Annotated in this window: 12 protein-coding genes and 1 pseudogene; 4 read left to right on the top strand and 9 right to left on the bottom strand. The window is 69.2% G+C overall.

Annotated elements, in window-relative coordinates; all coding sequences use genetic code 11:
• Positions 1 to 27: 27 nt before the first annotated feature.
• From KHF85_RS15745 to KHF85_RS15735, 3 genes are all read right to left on the bottom strand, one after another.
• Positions 28 to 699, bottom strand: coding sequence for a class I SAM-dependent methyltransferase (locus tag KHF85_RS15745; RefSeq protein WP_284569574.1), 672 nt, complete (start codon positions 697 to 699; stop codon positions 28 to 30).
• Positions 700 to 759: 60 nt separating this feature from the next.
• Positions 760 to 1,401, bottom strand: a complete 642-nt coding sequence (locus tag KHF85_RS15740; protein ID WP_284567382.1) for an SGNH/GDSL hydrolase family protein — start codon at positions 1,399 to 1,401, stop codon at positions 760 to 762.
• Between the two features lie 90 nt (positions 1,402 to 1,491).
• A complete protein-coding gene (locus KHF85_RS15735; protein ID WP_284569573.1) occupies positions 1,492 to 2,772 on the bottom strand; it encodes a pyridoxal phosphate-dependent aminotransferase in 1,281 nt (426 codons plus the stop codon).
• 90 nt (positions 2,773 to 2,862) lie between these two features.
• On the opposite strand from KHF85_RS15735, the gene rsgA reads away from it, so the two are divergent.
• The 3 genes from rsgA (at position 2,863) to KHF85_RS15720 (ending at position 6,047) form a co-directional block, all read left to right on the top strand.
• Complete coding sequence (rsgA, locus tag KHF85_RS15730) at positions 2,863 to 3,978, top strand: ribosome small subunit-dependent GTPase A (protein ID WP_047325258.1); 1,116 nt, start codon at positions 2,863 to 2,865, stop codon at positions 3,976 to 3,978.
• 28 nt (positions 3,979 to 4,006) lie between these two features.
• Entirely contained in the window at positions 4,007 to 5,260 is a 1,254-nt protein-coding gene (locus KHF85_RS15725; protein ID WP_284567381.1) for a flavohemoglobin expression-modulating QEGLA motif protein, read from the top strand.
• A 106-nt stretch (positions 5,261 to 5,366) separates the two neighbouring features.
• Entirely contained in the window at positions 5,367 to 6,047 is a 681-nt protein-coding gene (locus KHF85_RS15720) for a type 1 glutamine amidotransferase domain-containing protein (protein WP_284569572.1), read from the top strand.
• A gap of 572 nt (positions 6,048 to 6,619) precedes the next feature.
• On the opposite strand, the gene KHF85_RS15715 is transcribed toward KHF85_RS15720, so the two are convergent.
• Positions 6,620 to 8,518, bottom strand: coding sequence for an alpha-amylase family glycosyl hydrolase (locus KHF85_RS15715; RefSeq protein WP_409976624.1), 1,899 nt, complete (start codon positions 8,516 to 8,518; stop codon positions 6,620 to 6,622).
• Positions 8,519 to 8,561: 43 nt separating this feature from the next.
• Complete coding sequence (locus KHF85_RS15710) at positions 8,562 to 11,003, bottom strand: TonB-dependent receptor domain-containing protein (protein ID WP_284567380.1); 2,442 nt, start codon at positions 11,001 to 11,003, stop codon at positions 8,562 to 8,564.
• A gap of 307 nt (positions 11,004 to 11,310) precedes the next feature.
• On the opposite strand from KHF85_RS15710, the pseudogene KHF85_RS15705 reads away from it, so the two are divergent.
• Positions 11,311 to 12,603, top strand: a pseudogene (locus KHF85_RS15705) (MFS transporter); the annotation flags it as partial.
• A 107-nt stretch (positions 12,604 to 12,710) separates the two neighbouring features.
• Here the strand turns inward: KHF85_RS15705 and KHF85_RS15700 are convergent.
• The 4 genes from KHF85_RS15700 to KHF85_RS15685 all read right to left on the bottom strand — a co-directional run bounded on the left by KHF85_RS15700 (position 12,711) and on the right by KHF85_RS15685 (position 17,372).
• Positions 12,711 to 13,742 (bottom strand): LacI family DNA-binding transcriptional regulator, encoded by a 1,032-nt coding sequence (locus KHF85_RS15700; protein ID WP_284567379.1) that lies wholly within the window; start codon positions 13,740 to 13,742, stop codon positions 12,711 to 12,713.
• Positions 13,743 to 13,829: 87 nt separating this feature from the next.
• Complete coding sequence (gene phbB, locus KHF85_RS15695; RefSeq protein WP_064540680.1) at positions 13,830 to 14,570, bottom strand: acetoacetyl-CoA reductase; 741 nt, start codon at positions 14,568 to 14,570, stop codon at positions 13,830 to 13,832.
• Positions 14,571 to 14,715: 145 nt separating this feature from the next.
• Positions 14,716 to 16,041, bottom strand: a complete 1,326-nt coding sequence (locus KHF85_RS15690; protein ID WP_284567378.1) for a CitMHS family transporter — start codon at positions 16,039 to 16,041, stop codon at positions 14,716 to 14,718.
• A gap of 134 nt (positions 16,042 to 16,175) precedes the next feature.
• On the bottom strand, positions 16,176 to 17,372 hold the full coding sequence (locus KHF85_RS15685) for an OprO/OprP family phosphate-selective porin (RefSeq protein ID WP_284567377.1): 1,197 nt from the start codon (positions 17,370 to 17,372) through the stop codon (positions 16,176 to 16,178).
• Between the last annotated feature and the right edge of the window lie 13 nt (positions 17,373 to 17,385).

Raw genomic sequence — 17,385 nt, 5'->3', positions numbered from 1 at the left:
GGCGAGAGCGGCGCGTGGCCGGCTGCGTCAACGCGGTTCGGCCACGATCAGCCAGTTGTTGAACGGGGTGTTGCCGTACAGCGGCGCGAACGTGGCGCGCAACCCGGCGTCGCCGAGCTGGCGTTCCAGGCTGTCGCGGGTGGGATAGCACTTGGGCACTTCCTGCATCCAGCCGGCCAGGTGCGCGAGCACGTCGGTGATGCGGCTGGTGCGGCTGCGGCCGCTGCTGTCGCCCAGGCCGCTGCGGATCACCAGCCTGGCGCCGGGCGTGAGCATCTTCGCCGCGCTGCGCAGCAGGCTGGTCTGCATGCTGGCGTTGAGGTATTGCAGCACGTCCAGGATCGCGACGCTGCCGCTGTGCTCGGGCCAGGTCAGGCCCAGATCGACCACCTCGAAGCGGGTGTCGTGCAGTGCGCTGCGCGTGGCGATGCGGATCGCGCGGCGGATCTTCGCCGCGTCGATGTCCACGCCGTGGTAGCGCTGGCGCTGGCCGTCGGCGCGTAGCGCATGCGCGAGCAGGCCCAGGCCGCAGCCCAGGTCCAGCACCGGCGCGTCGGTGCCGCGCAGCGCGGCGAGCACGCCGGGGTAGAGCGGATCGGTGCGCAGCTTGGTGCGGGTGTAGTAGTAGTCGTAGCGATTGCCGAGCGGATGCGTCGGCAGGAAGGCGCGCGCGATGGCCAGTGCCTGCGGGCGGGTCATGGGCTGGATGGTGCTGGCGTCGCGCAATGTCGGTCCTTGGCAGCGGGGCGTCGTACCCGGCTAGGCTAACGCATCGCGCGCCGCAGGCAACAGCAGGCCGGTCCAGCGCGCATACATCGCCGCGGAGGGATGCAGGCCGTCGGCGGCCTGCATCGCGACGCTGCCGCCGCCTTCGCGGCTGGCCGCGGTGATATCCACGAAGCGCACCGCACGCGCCTGGCAGCAGGCCTGCGCGGCGGCATTGAACGCATCGATCTGCTTGCCGATCAGTGCCGGATCGTGTTCGGGCGTCTGCGCGAACGCGGTCACGCCCCAGTCCGGGATCGACACCGCCAGCACCCGCCGCGGCTGGCCGTCGGCAAAGCTGATCGCGCGGTGCAGCAGCGCGGCGAATTGTTCGCGGTAGGCGTCGAGCGCGCGCCCGCGGTACTGGTTGTTGACCCCGATCAGCAGCGTTACCAGCGCGAACGGGCCTTGCGGGGCGGCGGCATCGATGCCGGCAGCCAGTTCGTCGGTGGTCCAGCCGGTGGTGGCGACGATCTGCGGATCGGCGATGGCGATGCCGTCCCGGCGCAGCGCTGCGGCCAGTTGCAGCGGCCAGCGCCCGGCGTCGGCCACGCCTTCGCCGATCGTGTAGGAATCGCCCAGCGCCAGGTAGCGCAGCGGGGCATGGTGGAGCGTGGCGAAGCTGGCCTGGCTCATCGCGACGGCACCGAAGACGGCCGGGTCACCGGCATCGGAAATCGCAGCAACGCCTCAACGCTTACCCATTCTCGATTCCCCATTCCCGATTCACCGCCCCCCAGCCACGCTGCGCGGCTTCAGCGGCACCACCTTGGTCGCCGCCTCGGCGCGGCGCGCCAGCACCCGGTCGATGCGCGCGAATACCTCGCGCATCACCGCCGCTTCCGGCAACAGGGTCACCCGGAAATGGTGGCGGTAGGGCACGTTGAAGCTGGAACCGGGCACCACCAGCACGCCTTCGTCGTTCATCAGCTCCAGCGCGAAATCGTGGTCGTCGAAGCTGCGCGCGGCCGCGCCGACCACCGCCGGGAACGCGTATAGCGCGCCGGCCGGCTGCACCAGCGCCAGGTGCTCGCTGGCCGCGCAGGCGTCGACCACCGCGCGGCGGGTCTCGTACAGGCGCCCGCCCGGCGCGCACAGCGGCGAGATCGTATCCGGGCCGTTGACCGCGGCGTCGATCGCGAACTGGCCCGGCACGTTCGCGCACAGGCGCAGCGCGCCGAGCAGGTCCATCGCGTTGCGGAATTCGGTGACGCGCTCGGCGGCGCCGGACAGCAGCGCCCAGCCCACCCGCCAGCCGCAGGCGCGGTGCACCTTGCTCAGGCCGCCGAAACTGATGCACGGGTGCTCGCCGGCCAGCGGCGCGACCGGCACGAAGTCGGCGCCGTCGTACAGCACCTGATCGTAGATCTCGTCGACCATCAGCAGCAGGTTGTGCTTGGCCGCGATCGCCACGATCTTCTCCAGCAGTTCGCGCGAATAGCTGGCGCCGCTGGGGTTGTTCGGATTGATCAGCACGATGGCGCGGGTGCGCGAGGACACCAGCGTCTCGATCTCCACTGGATCGGGCTGGAAACCGTTCTCCGGCGCGCAGCGGTAATACACCGGGCGGCCGTCGTTGAGGATGGTGGCGGCCGACCACAGCGGGTAGTCGGGCGAGGGCACCAGCACTTCGTCGCCGGGATTGAGCAGCGCGCGCAGCGACAGGTCGATCAGCTCGCTGACCCCGTTGCCGATGAAGATGCGGTCCGGATGCGCGTCCGGGTGCTGGCGCCGCGCATAGGCCGCGGCGATCGCCTCGCGCGCCTCCGGCAGGCCCTGCTGATGGGTATAGGGATCGGTGCGGCCCATGTCGTCGGCGATCGCGCGCTGCAGATGCTCCGGCGCGCGGAACCCGAACGCGCCGGGATTGCCGATGTTGAGCTTGATCAGCTTGCGCCCCTGCGCCTCCAGCTCCCGGGCTCGCCGCGCCAGCTCGCCGCGGATTTCGTAGCGGACTTCGGACAGGCGTTCGCGGATCGCGAGCGGCTTGATCGGCAGGTTGGGCATCGCATAGGCCGGTGGGGGCGTGGAACCGGCATGGTAACGGAAATGTGACACGGCGGCCGGGCCGGGGCCCGCACCGTCTAGAATCCGCCCATGACTTCCCCCCAGATCGACTTCGACGCGCTGCGCCCCATCGGCTGGCCCTGGCCCGGCATGCCGGAAGAACCAACTTGGCTGGCGGCGATGGCCGCGCACCCGCTGGCGCGGCCGGCGCGGGTCAGCGAGCAGCACCGCACCGGCTATGTGGTGGCCGATGCGGTGGACGCCGGCTTCAAGGTCGAGTCGCTGCCGGAATGGCAGCGGCCGCGCTTCCCCAGCCACGAGCGCGCCGCGGTCGGCGACTGGGTGCTGCTGGAGGACGACAAGCGCATCGTGGCGCTGCTGCCGCGGCGCACCGCGATCAAGCGCGGCGCGGCCGGCGAGCACTATCACCAGCAGGTGATCGCGGCCAACATCGATACGGTGTTCATCGTCTGCGGCCTGGATGCGGACTTCAATCCGCGGCGCATTGAGCGCTACCTGCTGCTGGTCGGCGGCGGCGGCGCCGAGCCGGTGGTGATCCTGACCAAGGCCGATCTCACCGAGTACGCCGACGATGCGCTGGCGGTGCTGGAGGAGTTGGCCGCGCAGTCGATCCCGCTGCTGACGGTCAATGCCAAGGACGCCGACAGCGTGGCGGCGCTGCGGCCGTGGCTGGGGGCCGGGCGCACGGCGGTGCTGGTTGGCTCGTCCGGCGCCGGCAAGTCCACCTTGACCAACACCTTGCTCGGGGTGGAGAAGATGCGCACCGCGGCGGTGCGCGAGAACGATTCGCGCGGCCGCCACACCACTACGCACCGGGCGCTGCTGCCGCTGCCGTCCGGCGCCTGCCTGATCGACACGCCGGGCATGCGCGAGCTCAAGCCCACCGGCGAGGAAGACCTGGCCGAAGGCGGGTTCGCCGACATCGAGGCGCTGGCCGCGCAGTGCCGCTTCAACGATTGCGCGCACCAGGCCGAGCCGGGCTGTGCGGTGCAGGCGGCGATCGAGCGCGGCGACATCGAGGAGGCGCGGCTGGCCAACTACATGAAGCTGCGCGACGAAGTCGCCGGCGCCGCCACCAAATTGGCGCAGCGCCAGGCGCAGAACGCGGACGCGGCCAGGTCGGGCAGGCCCGGCGCGGGCAAGCCGGGCGGCAAGCGGCCGACGCCGCGCAACCAGCGCCGCTGACCGGCCGCGTCCGCCCGCCACGCTCGCGATGACCACGCTGCCTGCCGAGATCCTGCACCACGCCGCGCTGGATGCGCGCCTGGTCAAGGCGGTGCGCGGCATCCGCCTGCTGGCGCTGGCGAGCTGGCCGGCGGCAGTGCAGGCGCCGTTCCTGGATAGCGTGGCGCGCGGCCAGCCGCAGCTGCCGCAGGTGCAGTACCCGCGGCTGGATTTCGCCGACACGCGCCGCGAGCTGGCGGCGATCGCGCAGGCGGCCGATCCGGCGCATCCGCTGGGTGCCTATCTGCAGGCTTCGGTGCACAGCTGGGATCTGGCCGCGGCCTTGCTGGAGTCGCTGGGCACGCCTGCGGTCGGCACGTATTCGGCGCAGTTGTTCGGCGTGCCGGAAGATCCGATGCCCGGGCATGGGCCGACCACCCGCGACGCCGCGCGCCATTTCATCCATATCGCGCAGGACCTGGATCGCGAACTGCTGTCGGCCGAAGAGCAGGTACCGGTGTCGGCCAGCGCGCTGCGCCTGCTGCTGCAGCGCGACCTGGACGAATTCTTCGGTGCGCGGGTGATCGCGGTCGAGCTGGATCCGGAGCTGTTGGCCAAGGCCGCGGCCGGCGCGCACCGCATCCGCCTGCGCTCCGGCGCCTCGTTCAGCGACTACGACCGCGCCCAGCTGTTCCACCACGAGGCGCTGGTGCATTCGCTGACCGCGCTCAACGGCCGCGAGCAGGCGCAGCTGCCGAGTCTGGCCTTGTCGTCGCCGCGGGTCACCGCGACCCAGGAGGGACTGGCGACCTTCGCCGAGCAGATCACCGGCAGCATCGACATCGCGCGGATGAAGCGGATCAGCCTGCGCATCGAGGCGATCGCGTTGGCGCGCGACGGTGCCGATTTCGTCGAGGTGTTTCGTTATTTCGATGCGGCCGGGCAGTCGCCGGCGGAGAGCTTCTCTTCGGCGCAGCGCGTGTTCCGCGGCGTGCCGACTGGCGGCGGTGCCGCCTTCACCAAGGACACCGTGTATCTGCGCGGGCTGGTGTCGGTGCACACGTTCTTCCGCCAGGCCTTGCAGCGCGATCGCCTGCCGCTGTGCCGCTGGCTGTTTGCCGGCAAGATGGCGCTGGAGGACGTGGCCGCGTTCGCGCCGCTGTTCGAGGCCGGCGTGCTGGCGCCGCCGCGCTGGCTGCCGACGTGGGTCGCGCGCGCCAGCGGCCTGGCCGGCATGCTGGCGTTCTCGCTGTTTGCCAATCGCATTCGCATGGATCAGCTGGACAGCGCCGAAGGCGCCTGAACGCCACCGCGTCGCGCTCACTTGTCGCGAATGCGCGCGTGCCGATACTGCGCGCCTGGCCTGCCTGCGCATGGCCACCGTTTCCACGCAAAAGAAGGACATCCGCATGAAGATCCTGATGGTGCTGACCTCGCACGACCGCCTCGGCGACAGCGGCCACAAGACCGGCTTCTGGCTGGAGGAGTTTGCCGCGCCGTACTACGTGTTCAAGGACGCCGGCGCCGAGATCACGTTGGCCTCGCCCAAGGGCGGGCAGCCGCCGCTGGACCCGAAGAGCGATGCGGCCGACGCGCAGACCGCCGCCACGCAGCGCTTCAAGGGCGATGCGGATACGCAGCGGCAGCTGGCGAGCACGCGGCCGCTGGCCGAGGTGCAGATGGCCGACTACGACAGCGTGTTCTATCCCGGCGGCCACGGCCCGCTGTGGGATCTGGCCGAAGACCGCACGTCGATCGCGCTGATCGAGGCGTTCGCGCGCGCCGGCAAGCCGATCGGCTTCGTCTGCCACGCGCCGGGCGCGCTGCGCCGGGTCAGCGCCGCCGATGGCGCGCCGCTGATCAAGGGCCGCCGCGTCACCGGTTTCACCAACGGCGAGGAAGCGGCGGTCGGGTTGACCGATGTGGTGCCGTTCCTGATCGAGGACGAGTTCCAGCGGCTCGGCGGCCTGTACGAGAAGGGCGCCGATTGGGGCGTGCACGTTGTGGTGGACGGCCACTTGGTCACCGGCCAGAACCCGGCTTCGTCCGAGGCGGCGGCGAAGGCATTGCTGGGGTTGTTGGGCAAGTGAAGGGTTTGCGGTGGGCGTTTGTCGGCTGATGCTGGACGCGCGTCGCGATGCTGGCTCGATGGCGAGGCAAGGCGCCTGCCTGCCTTCTGTGGGAGGGACTTCAGTCCCGACTGCTTTCGGGATCGGTCGGGTTGCGGATTCGTTTGTCGCGGCTGAAGCCGCTCCTACACGGGCAATGGGTGATGCATGCCATGGCTGTCTTTTGTAGGAGGGACTTCAGTCCCAACCGTTTCCCGGATTGGCCAGGTTGCGGCTTCGTTTGTCGCGGCTGAAGCCGCTCCTACACGGGCAATGGGTGATGCATGCCATGGCTGTCTTTGTAGGAGGGACTTCAGTCCCGACCGTTTCCCGGATCGGCTAGGTTGCGGCTTCGTTTGTCGTGGCTGAAGCCGCTCCTACAAGGGCAATGGGTGATGCATGCCATGGCTGTCTTTTGTAGGAGGGACTTCAGTCCCGACCGTTTCCCGGATTGGCCAGGTTGCGGCTTCGTTTGTCGCGGTCGAATCCTCGAAAGAACCGCTCCCGTGCAGATCTTTCGCCAATCCACGATGCCGGCAGGACGCGCTCCGCGCTCAGCCGCGGCGCCACCAGCGCAGGCCGTAGGCCGGCAATAGGCCATCCCATCCCTGCAGTGTGGCGTCGTCGCGTCCGCCGTCGGCGATGGCCTGCCAGTCGCCATCGCCCACTGCGGCACGCTCCACCGCCACCGCTTGCGCACTGAAGTTGTAGGCCGCGACGAAGTCCGTGCCGCGGGCGATCCCGAGCAGGGCCGGATCGCCCAGCGGCAACGCCCGCAGCGGTTGCCCGGCGCCCAGCGCGGCGGTCGCCGCACGCGCGGCGATCAGCCGCCGCAGGCGGGTGTAGACCTGGCCGGGAACGCTGTCCGGGTCGCCGCGGCGCGCGGCGCGCTCCCAGTCCATGGCCGGACGCTGCAGCCAGCGCCCTTCGTGGCGGCGCAGCGGGTCGCGGCGATAGTCTGCGTCGTTGCCCAGCGCCAGTTCGTCGCCCATGTACAGCAGCGGGACGCCGGGCATCGCCAGCGCCACGCCATACAGCAACAACAGGCGCCGGATCGCCAGTTCCAGCGCTTCGGCATCGCCGTCGGCCAGCGCCGCTTCGATGCCGACCAGCGCGGCGCTCATGCCGTTGCTGCCGTGCACGCCGTCGCCGCTGCTCTGGAACGCTTCGCCGCGCGCGTAGCTGCCCGCCACGTCGCCGGCGAAGAAGTGTGCGGCCTGGGCAAGGTCGAACGGCGCGCTGCCGTTGCCGCCGGCCGCTTCGTGCTGCAGTACGTTCCAGCCGATGTCGTCGTGGCAGCGCACGTAGCTCAGCCACGCGCAGGCCGGCGGCAGCGCCGGCGTCTGCGCGATCACGCCGTGCACGATGTCACCGCGCTGTGCGGCCAGCGCCACCCAGCTGGCCGCCATCAGCGTGCTGTGGTAAGCCAGGTGGCATTCGTGGCCGCGCGCCTGGCCGCTACCGAAGTACGGCGGCAGCTGCGCCATCGGCACGATCGCCTCGGCCTTCAGCAGCACCGCGGGCACTGCGATGTCGGTGAGCGCGCGCAGCGCCTCCAGGATGGTGTGCGCCTCGGGCTGGTTCATGCAGTCGCTGCCTTCGCGCTTCCACAGGTAGGCGGTGGAATCCAGCCGGAACACTTCCACGCCCAGGTTGGCCAGGTGCAGCAGGGCCAATGCCATCTCGCCGAACACCGCCGGGTTGCTCCAGTCCAGATCCCACTGATAGGGATAGAACGTGGTCCACAGCCAGGCCTGGGCGTCCTCGACCCAGGTGAAGTTGCCCGGCGCGGTGTGCGGGAACACTTCGCCCAGGGTGCGTTCGTAGCGGTCCGGCAGGTCGCGGTCGGCGAAGTGGTGGTAGTAGTCCAGGTAGCGCGCGTCGCCGCGCTTGGCGGCCAGCGCCCAAGGATGGTCGTCGGCGGTGTGGTTGAGCACGAAGTCGGCGCACAGGCTGATGCCGGCGTCGCGCAGGCGTGCGGTCAGGGCGACCAGGTCGGCGTTGTCGCCGAGCCGCGGCTCGACCTGGCCGTAGTCGCTGACCGCGAAGCCGCCGTCGTTGTCGCCGTCGCGCATGCGCAGGAACGGCAGCAGGTGCAGGTAGCGCACGCCCAGTTCCTGCAGGTAGGGCACGCGTTCGCCGACCCCGGCCAGGGTGCCGGCGAAGCGGTCGGCGTAGGCGCTGTAGCCGAGCATCGACGGATCGCCGAACCAGTCCGGCGCGCGCGCCGCATCCAGTTCGGCCAGTGCCGGCGGGCGCGCGCGGATCGCGGCGGCGACCGCGTCGAGCCAGCGCGGCAGCCAGTGTGCGTAGTGCGGATGCGCGCCGTACAGGGCATGCAGGGCGGCGAACAGGCGTGCGCCATGGGCGCGGTAACGCGCGTGCGCGCCGGGCTGGGCGGCCAGGGCCGCCTGCATGCCGGCGTGATCGAGGAGGGGAGAAGCGGCGTTCATGATGGGCCACGCCCGGGGATCGGGCGCGGCGGGCTCCTTGGGATCAGAAATCGTAGCGCACGCTGACGCTGGTGGTGCGGCCGGGGATGGAGCGGGCGCGGATGATGGCGTTGTCCGGAATGCTCGCGTCCTCGGCTTCGGTCAGGCCGAAAGTGTCGAACACGTTGTTGACGTTCAGCGACAGGGTCAGCGCATCGGTGACGCGGTAGTTGCCGAACAGGTTCACCTGCGTGTAGCCGGGCATCTTCAACTGATTGCTGTCCTGGGTGTAGGCCGAACTGGTGCCGATCGCGTTGACCCCGACCTCGTAGCGATCGCCGCGGTAGCTGGGGGTCAGCTGCCAGACGAACCTGGCCTGGCGGCGCGGCGTGTTGCCGGCGTTGGCCGGGGTGATCTGGTCCTTGTCGATGGTCGCATCGGTCCAGGTCGCGCCGCCGTTGATACCGAAGCCGCCGGCGCGGTAGGCCGCTTCCAGTTCCAGCCCGTGCGCCTTGTAGGTGCGGTTGAAGAAGCGCTGGCTGGTGGCCTCGTAGTTCTGTTCCTGGGTGCGCGCGGCGAAGGCGGTGGCGAACACGCTCAGGCCGCCAGCGCGCCATTTCAGGCCCCCCTCGAGCTGCTTGACGAAGTTCACTGCTTCGTCCGAGGACACCGAGCCGTCGTCGCGCACCACGCCGAACAGCAGGCGGTCGGCGTTGGCGCGCGCGCCGCGGCTGTAGCGGGCGAACGCGGCCAGATCGTCGTTGAGCATGTAGTTGCCGCCGAGCGAGTACGACAGGTAGTTCCAGTCGTAGTCCACCGGCTTGCGGTTGGCGTAGTCGATCGTCGCCACGCTGCGCTCCGGTGCCTGGATGATGCCGTCGCCATCGACGTCGAGATTGTCGACCAGCAGCCCGCCGGCGGTGTCGCCGCGCGCCTTGCCCATGTCGTAGCGCACGCTGGCGTCCACGCTCAGCGGACCCTGGTCCCAGCCCAGCGCCACGTACGGCGCGTTGATGGTGTAACGCACGTCGTAGTGGCGGGTGTTGTCGATTCCCCAGTAGGGCACGCCGTAGGCATACAGGCCGTTCTGCGAGAGCAGGCTGCCGTCGGCCGCGACCACGTCGAGCAGGCGCGAACGGCTGGACACCGACTGCACGTAGGAATTCCAGGTCCAGTCCATGTCGATGACCTGGCGCGAGCTGTACAGGCCGGCCTTGAGATTGACGTTGCCGCCATCGCCGTTGCCGAAGTCGCGCGCCAGGCTCAGGTCGTTGACCGCGTTGCCGAGGTCGTTGATGCGGGTGTTGAACAGGTGGGTGCGCACCGCCTGGCCGCTGTAAGTCTGGCCGTCGGCATTGCGCAGGCTCGCGCCGGCGCCGCCGATCTCCGCGGCCAGGCTGGCGGCGTCGGCCACTTCGGCCGGGAACGGCGAGACGAAGCGGCCGGAGGTGTCGGCGATGCGGAACTTGTCGGTCAGGGTCCAGCCGCTGCCGATGTCGAACTGCGCCTCGGCGCCGATCGCGCGCGACACCGGGTGCATGCCGTCGCCGAGCTCGACGCGGGTCAGGCGGTTGCTGCCGTCCAGGCTGTTGCTGCTGCGGAAATACGGGCTGTACAGGGTGTCGCGGCCCGGGTCGAAGCTGCCCACGTCGTGGAAGTGCGGCGTGCCGTCGCTGCCGCTGACCAGGGTCGGCACGGGGGTATAGGCGGCGGCGCGGTCGTTGAGGTACTTGGCGTAGACGCGCACGTAGCCGTTGTCGAACAGCCGGGTCAGGTTGGCCTTGAGCTGGCCGCCCTTGTCGGTGGCGTAGCCGGCGTCGCGCACGCCGTCGCCGCGGCGGTAGTAGCCGCCGACGTTGAACTGCCAGTGCTCGGCGAACGGCGCGCCGTAGTCGAAGTCCAGGCGCGTGTTGTCGAAGCGGCCGAGGCCGCGGGTGAGGCCGACGCTGCCGCCGGCGCTGTCGCCGGTCTTGCTGATGAAGTTGATGATGCCGCCGGGCGAATTGCTGGCGAAGGTCGAGGCCGAGCCGCCGCGGATCGCCTCGATGCGCTCCAGGCTGTAGTCGGCGCGCAGGAAGATGTCGGAATTTCCGAAGGCGATGTCGCCGAATTCCAGCACCGGCAGCCCGTCTTCCTGCAGCTGCAGGAACTTGGCGCCGCCGGAGGCCACAGGCAGGCCGCGCACCGCGATGTTGGCGTTGCCTTCGCCGCCGCTGGATTCGGAGCGGATGCCGGGGATGTTGCGGAAGATCTCGGCGGTCGAGCGCGGCGTGGATTGCTCGATCGCTTCGGCGCCGACGGTGCTGACCGACACGCTGGACTTGAGCTTGCTCTTGGCGTTGGCGGTGCCGGTCACGAACACCGAATCCAGGCTGACCACGTCGCCTTGCGCGGGAGTGGACGGGGCGGCGGGCGCGGCGGCGTCCTGCGCGAAGGCGGCGGGGGCGGCCAGTGCCGCAGCGACGGCCCAGGTCAAGGTATGCAGGCGGATCGAATGGGGGTGCATCGCTATCTCTCCCGAAGCGAGGGGTGACGCGGATAGGCCATGCATGCAGCGTGCGACGGCATCGACCGGCGCGGCGCCCATGCCGGACAGAAGGTGGGTGGCGCAGTGATACGGCGTTCTGCAATCGATTGCAATTTGCATTGCAGCAAATTGCTGCTTTCGCTGTAGACAAAGCGAAATCTGGTTTTTCACCGATCGATTTATGGTGCAGCGCAGCGTTACAAACGATTGCATTACTCTGAACATCCGCTCCGCCGCCGTGGCGCGCCGCCTGCGGCGCCGTTGGCTTCCTGTCAGGCTTATGTCCATGCGTTCCGATCGCCCCTTGCTTCCGCTGTCGCGCGTGCTGGCGCTCAACGCCGGCTTTTTCGGCGTGCAGTACAGCTTCGGCCTGCAGCAGAGCAACATGAGCCCGATCTACAACTACCTGGGCGCCGATCACGCCAGCCTGCCGTATCTGTGGCTGGCCGGGCCGATCACCGGGCTGGCGCTGCAGCCGGTGGTCGGGGTGTTGAGCGATCGCACCGTCACCCGCTGGGGCCGGCGCATGCCGTACATGGTGATCGGCGCGCTGGTGTGCAGCCTGTGCCTGCTGCTGATGCCCTTCAGCGTGGCGCTATGGATGGCGGTGAGCCTGCTGTGGATGCTGGATGCAGCCAACAACGTGGCGATGGAACCGTATCGCGCCCTGGTCAGCGACGTGCTGGCGCCGCCTCAGCGCCCGCTGGGCTACCTCACCCAGAGCGCGTTCACCGGGCTGGGCCAGACCCTGGCCTACGTGACCCCGCCGTTGCTGGTGTGGTTCGGCATGAACCAGGATGCGGCCAATGCGCACCACATTCCCTACGTCACCATCGCCGCGTTCGCGATCGGCGCGGGATTCTCCGCGGCCTCGATCCTGCTGACCGCACGCAGCGTGCGCGAGCCGGTGCTGCCGCCGCTGGAGCTGGAGCGCCTGCGCGCCGCGCCGGTCGGGCCGTTGGCCACACTGCGCGAGATCGCCGATGCGGTGCGGCACATGCCGCCGACGATGAAGCAGATGGCGCCGGTGATGCTGTTCCAGTGGTATGCGATGTTCTGCTACTGGCAGTACATCGTGCTGTCCCTGTCGACCACGCTGTTCGGCACCACCGCGCCCGATTCGCACGGCTTCCGCGAAGCCGGCCTGGTCAACGGCCAGATCGGCGGCTTCTACAACTTCGTCGCCTTCATCGCCGCGTTCGCGATGGTGCCGGTGGCGCGCCGCTTCGGCCCCAAGGCCACCCACGCGGCGTGCCTGCTCGCCGCCGGCATCGGCATGTGCCTGTTGCCGGCGATCCACGACCGCTGGCTGCTGCTGTTGCCGATGATCGGCATCGGCCTGGCCTGGGCGAGCATGATGGGCAATCCGTACCTGATGCTGGCCGACAGCATCCCGCCCGAGCGCACCGGCGTGTACATGGGCCTGTTCAACCTGTTCATCGTGCTGCCGATGCTGATCCAGATCGTGACCCTGCCGTTGTACTTCGACTCCTGGCTGCACGGCGACCCGCGCAACGTGATCCGCCTGGCCGGCGCGTTGATGGTGATGGCGGCGGGGGCGATGTTGTTTGTGCGGCTTGGGCGGGACTCGGGACTCGGGACTCGAAGAACGGAAGTCGGTAACGCTTCAGTTCGCGCCGCCGCGCTTTTCCGGGTCCCGAGTCCCCGGTCCCGAGTCCCGGCCTCTTACGCCGAATCGCGTACCACCAGGCGCACCGGCAGTTCCACCGATTGCAGCGGTTGCCCGGAGATCAGGCCGAGCACGCCATCCACCAGCAGCGTCGCCGCCTGCGCCAGGTCCTGGCGCACCGTGGTCAGCGGCGGCTGGCTGTAGGCGGCCAGCGCGATGTCGTCGAAGCCCACCAGCGAGATGTCCTGCGGCACGCGGTGGCCGGCGTCGGTCAGCGCGCGGATCGCGCCCAGCGCAATCACGTCGGAGGCGGCGAACACCGCGTCGGGCGGATTGGCCTTCTTCAGCATCGCCCGCGTCAACCGGTAGGCGTCCTCGCTGAGGAAGCGGCTGCGCGCGTGCAGCCGCGGATCGAATGCCAGGCCGTGGCGCTCGAGCATGCGCCGGTAGCCGGCGAAGCGCGGCGCCACCTCCGGCAGCTGCTCGTCGCCGAGGAAGGCGATGCGGCGGCGGCCGATCTCGATCAGGTGCGCGGTGGCCAGCTCGCCGCCGCGCAGGTTGTCGCTGCCGACGCTGACGTAGGCTTGGCCGTCGATGCGGCTGCCCCAGACCACCATCGGCAGGCCGCCGCGTGCGGCGGCGTCCAGTGCGGCGTGCTCGGAACTCTGCCCGAGCATGATCACGCCGTCGGCGCGGCTGCCGCGCGCCAGGTCTTCGACCCAGTGGTCCTGGTGCCGGTCCAGCTTGGACAGCAACATGCTGTAACCGCGCGCGGTCAGCGCGTCGGCGAGCAGCGCCAACATGGTCATCATGAACGGGTCCGACAGCGGCTGCTCGTGCGCGTGCATCAGCGGCACCGCCACGCAGACGATGTTGGAGCGCCGCGAACGCAGGCTGCGCGCGACCGGATCGACGCGGTAGCCGGCCTCGCTGGCCAGCTGCTTGATGTAGGCGCGGGTACGTTTGGCGACCACCGGGTTGTCGGACAGCGCGCGCGAGACGGTGGATTCGGACACGCCTGCCATACGCGCGATGTCGGCCATCTGCAGGCGCGCGCCGGGCGCGGTGCGGTCGGGTTTTTCGGACATGCGGTGTGGGCGCTGGCGCAGGGAGCGGAGTCGGCAGTGTATGCCAGCCGCTGCCACGCGAGCGCCAACACCTGAGGCAGTGCTGGCCTAGCCCATGTGCAGGCCACCGTTGACCGCGTAGTCGGCGCCGGTGACGTAGGCCGCTTCGTCGGAAGTCAGCCAGCCGCACAGCGCGGCCACTTCCTCGGGCTTGCCGAGCCGGCGCAGCGGCACCGAGGTGGCCAGGCGGTCGAGCACGTCGGGCGGGAAGCTGCTGATCGCGGCGCTGGCGATGTAGCCGGGCGACACCGTGTTGACGGTGACCCCGCGCGAGGCCACTTCCTGCGCCAGCGCGCGGCTGAAGCCCTGCATCGCCGCCTTGGCGGTGGCGTAGTTGATCTGCCCGATCTGGCCCTTCTGCGCGCTGACCGCGCCGATGTTGACGATGCGGCCCCAGCCGCGCGCGGTCATGCCGTCCACCACCTGCTTGGTGATGTTGAACAGCGAGTTGAGATTGCCGGCGATCACCGACTGCCAGTCCTCGCGGCTCATCTGCCGGAACAAGGTGTCGCGGCTGCCGCCGGCATTGTTGACCAGCACGTCGATCTCGCCGACCTCGGCCTTGACCTTGGCGAACGCGGCCACGGTGGAGTCCCAGTCGGTGGCATTGCCTTCGGAGGCGATGAAGTCGAAGCCCAGTTCGCGCTGCTCGCGCAGCCATGCCGACTTGCGCGGCGAATTGGGGCCGCAGCCGGCGACCACGGTATGCCCGTTGCGCGCCAGCTTCTGGCAGATCGCGGTACCGATGCTGCCCATGCCGCTGGTGACGTAGGCGATTCTTAGAGTCATCTGGAACCTCTGTGGTTTGGTTGGAGGCGGGGCTGGGGATCCGGGACCAGGGACCGGGGACCCGAAGAACGCAAGTCGGTAAAGCTTCAGATCGCTGCGCTGCGCTTTTCCGGGTCCCTGGTCCCCGGTCCCCGGTCCCGACTTATCAAGCGGCCAACGGATACAGCGCAAACACAAGGCTGCCGCCCATCAACAACAACGACACCAGCACCGCCCACTTCATGGTGAAGCGCTGGTGGTCGGCGAAATCGACCTTGGCCAGGCCGACCAGCAGATAGGTCGATGGCACCAGCGGGCTGAGCAGGTGCACCGGCTGCCCGGCCAGCGAGGCGCGGGCCATTTCCACCGGGGTGATGCCGTAGTGGCTGGCCGCTTCGGACAGGATCGGCAGCACGCCGAAGTAGAACGCGTCGTTGGACATGAAGAAGGTGAACGGCATGCTGGCCAGCGCGGTGATCACCGCCAGGTGCGGACCCCAGGCGTCGGGAATCACCGCCAGGAAGCTGCGCGACATCGCTTCGACCATGCCGGTGTTGGAGAGGATGCCGGTGAACACGCCGGCGGCGAAGATCAGCGATACCACCGACAGCACGTTGCCGGCATGGTTGACCAGGCGCCGGCGCTGTTCGGCCAAGTTCGGGTAGTTGATCAGCAGCGCCAGCGCGAAGCCGATCATGAACAGCACCGGCATCGGCAGCACGCCGACCACCAGCGCCGCCATCAGCGCCAGGGTCAGGGCCAGGTTCACCCACAGCAGCTTCGGCCGCTTGATGTCATCGGCGTCCTCCACGGTCGGCAGCGCATCGCCGTCGTCGGCCATGCTGCTGTCCAGCCAGGCGTTGCCCGGCAGCGTGGCCACGCCCAGCCGGCGCCGCTCCTTCATGCCCAGATGCCAGGCCAGCAGCAGGATGCCGGCGATCGCCAGCGCCATCGCCGGCACCAGCGGCACGAACACGTCGGCCGGGTCCACGTGCAGCGCGGTGGCCGCGCGCGCGGTCGGCCCGCCCCACGGGGTCATGTTCATCACCCCGCCGGCGAGGATGGTCACGCAGGTCAGGTTCAGCGCGTTCATGCCGATGCGCCGGTACAGCGGCAGCATCGCCGACACGGTGATCATGTAGGTGGTGGAGCCGTCGCCGTCGAGCGAGATCAGCAGCGCCAGCACCGCGGTGCCGACCACGATCTTCATCGGGTCGCCCTTGACCAGGCGCAGGATGCGCCGCACCAGCGGGTCGAACAGGCCGGCGTCGATCATCACCCCGAAGTACAGGATCGCGAACATCAGCATCACGCCGGTCGGCGCGATCTTCTTGATCCCTTCCAGCATCATGTCGTTGATGCCGGTGCCGAAGCCGCCGGCCAGCGCGAAGGTGATCGGCACGATGATCAGCGCGACCAGCGGCGACAGCCGCTTGCTCATGATCAGGTACATGAAGGTGATGACCATTCCGAAACCGAGCGCGGTCAGCATGGGAGTTCCTTGGGTGGTGCGGGAAAAGGGGCCGGGACTCGGGACTCGGGACCCGGAAAGCGCGATAGCGCGATCTGAAGCGTTACCGACTTCCGTTCTTCGGGTCCCAAGTCCCGGGTCCCGGGTCCCGCAAATCAGAAGTCATACTGAAAACGCCCAGTAACCGCACGCGTGTGATCAAGCGTAATGCCGGCCAAATGATCCCGGTTGCGGCTGTCGATCAGGTTCAGCATCAGCCGCAGGTTCGGCTTGAGATACCAGTTGCCGGCCAGCGTCCATGACGCGGTGGAGGCTTCGAGGAAGTCCGCCTGCCCGTCCAGGTGCTGCGTGCCCCACATGCGGTCGTAGCGCAGCGCCAGTTCGAACGCGCCGTGCGGGTTGTTGACCTGCTTGATGCGGTTGAAGCGCCCGGTCTTGCTGTCGTAGCGGCGCGATTCGCCAGTCACGAACCAGCTGACGAAGCCATAGGCGGACATCACGTCGGCACGCTGCGCGCCGTCGTCGAACAGGCCGCCGCTGAACTCGCTCTGCCACGACAGCGGGCCGCGCACCTGCGCGTATTCCAGCGACCACTTGTCCACGTCGGTATCGCGGCCATTGGCGAAGCGCGCCAGGGTGATGCGGCTGTCGTTGGATAGATGCCCGGCCGGGCGCGGGCTGATGCTCAAGGCCGGTGCGCCGTTGGCGCCGGGATGGTCGTAGCGCTCGTGCGCCAGCGACAGGCCCAAGTGCAGCACGTCGCCATCGCGCGCGCCCGGCGCCCAGGTGCCGCGGCCGCCGAACGCATCGCCCTTGATGTTGGACACGTCGATGCTTTCCAGGCTGTAGACGCTGGCGGCCCAGGTGTAGTCCTTGCTGGCCGCCTGCCACGACACCGCCTTGCGGTATAGCGGCGCCAGCGTGCTGGCCGCGCCGCTGCGCTCCAGGAACTGGCCGAAGTTGGAGCCGGTGCGGTCGTCCAGCGTGAAATACTGCTTGAACTGGCCGACGCTGAGCGTGCCGGCGTCGAAGGTGCGGGTCAGGTACACGTCCTTGGCCTCGATGCCCTTGCCATTGAAATCATCCTGCAAGCCGGCGAAATCGCCTTCGACCTTGTAGCCGAAGCCGAAGAACTTGCCGGATACGTCGATCCACAGCCGGCGGATCTCGGTATCGTCGGGATTGGGCGTGCCGCGATTGTCGTTGTCGAACTGGGCGAAGTCCCAGTGCAGGCGGCCGCCGATCTTGGCGGTGACCGGGCCTGCGTCGTCGTCGCCGTCGGCGGCCTGCGCCAGCGCAGGCAGGGACAGCAGCGCGCAGGCGCCGCACAGGCTCAATTTCTTCAGGTTCACGTACCCTCCCAGG

This window comes from Xanthomonas graminis pv. graminis, from assembly GCF_030168915.1.
In the GTDB taxonomy this organism is placed as follows: domain Bacteria; phylum Pseudomonadota; class Gammaproteobacteria; order Xanthomonadales; family Xanthomonadaceae; genus Xanthomonas_A; species Xanthomonas_A translucens.
This window is presented reverse-complemented; position numbering and strand designations above follow the sequence as displayed.

What these genes read in the sequence shown, in the direction of transcription:
- KHF85_RS15745 (WP_284569574.1), bottom strand. Translation starts at nt 699, where the DNA reads ATGACCCGCCCGCAGGCACTGGCCATCGCGCGCGCCTTCCTGCCGACG.
- KHF85_RS15740 (WP_284567382.1), bottom strand. Translation starts at nt 1,401, where the DNA reads ATGAGCCAGGCCAGCTTCGCCACGCTCCACCATGCCCCGCTGCGCTAC.
- KHF85_RS15735 (WP_284569573.1), bottom strand. Translation starts at nt 2,772, where the DNA reads ATGCCCAACCTGCCGATCAAGCCGCTCGCGATCCGCGAACGCCTGTCC.
- rsgA (WP_047325258.1), top strand. Translation starts at nt 2,863, where the DNA reads ATGACTTCCCCCCAGATCGACTTCGACGCGCTGCGCCCCATCGGCTGG.
- KHF85_RS15725 (WP_284567381.1), top strand. Translation starts at nt 4,007, where the DNA reads ATGACCACGCTGCCTGCCGAGATCCTGCACCACGCCGCGCTGGATGCG.
- KHF85_RS15720 (WP_284569572.1), top strand. Translation starts at nt 5,367, where the DNA reads ATGAAGATCCTGATGGTGCTGACCTCGCACGACCGCCTCGGCGACAGC.
- KHF85_RS15715 (WP_409976624.1), bottom strand. Translation starts at nt 8,518, where the DNA reads ATGAACGCCGCTTCTCCCCTCCTCGATCACGCCGGCATGCAGGCGGCC.
- KHF85_RS15710 (WP_284567380.1), bottom strand. Translation starts at nt 11,003, where the DNA reads ATGCACCCCCATTCGATCCGCCTGCATACCTTGACCTGGGCCGTCGCT.
- KHF85_RS15700 (WP_284567379.1), bottom strand. Translation starts at nt 13,742, where the DNA reads ATGTCCGAAAAACCCGACCGCACCGCGCCCGGCGCGCGCCTGCAGATG.
- phbB (WP_064540680.1), bottom strand. Translation starts at nt 14,570, where the DNA reads ATGACTCTAAGAATCGCCTACGTCACCAGCGGCATGGGCAGCATCGGT.
- KHF85_RS15690 (WP_284567378.1), bottom strand. Translation starts at nt 16,041, where the DNA reads ATGCTGACCGCGCTCGGTTTCGGAATGGTCATCACCTTCATGTACCTG.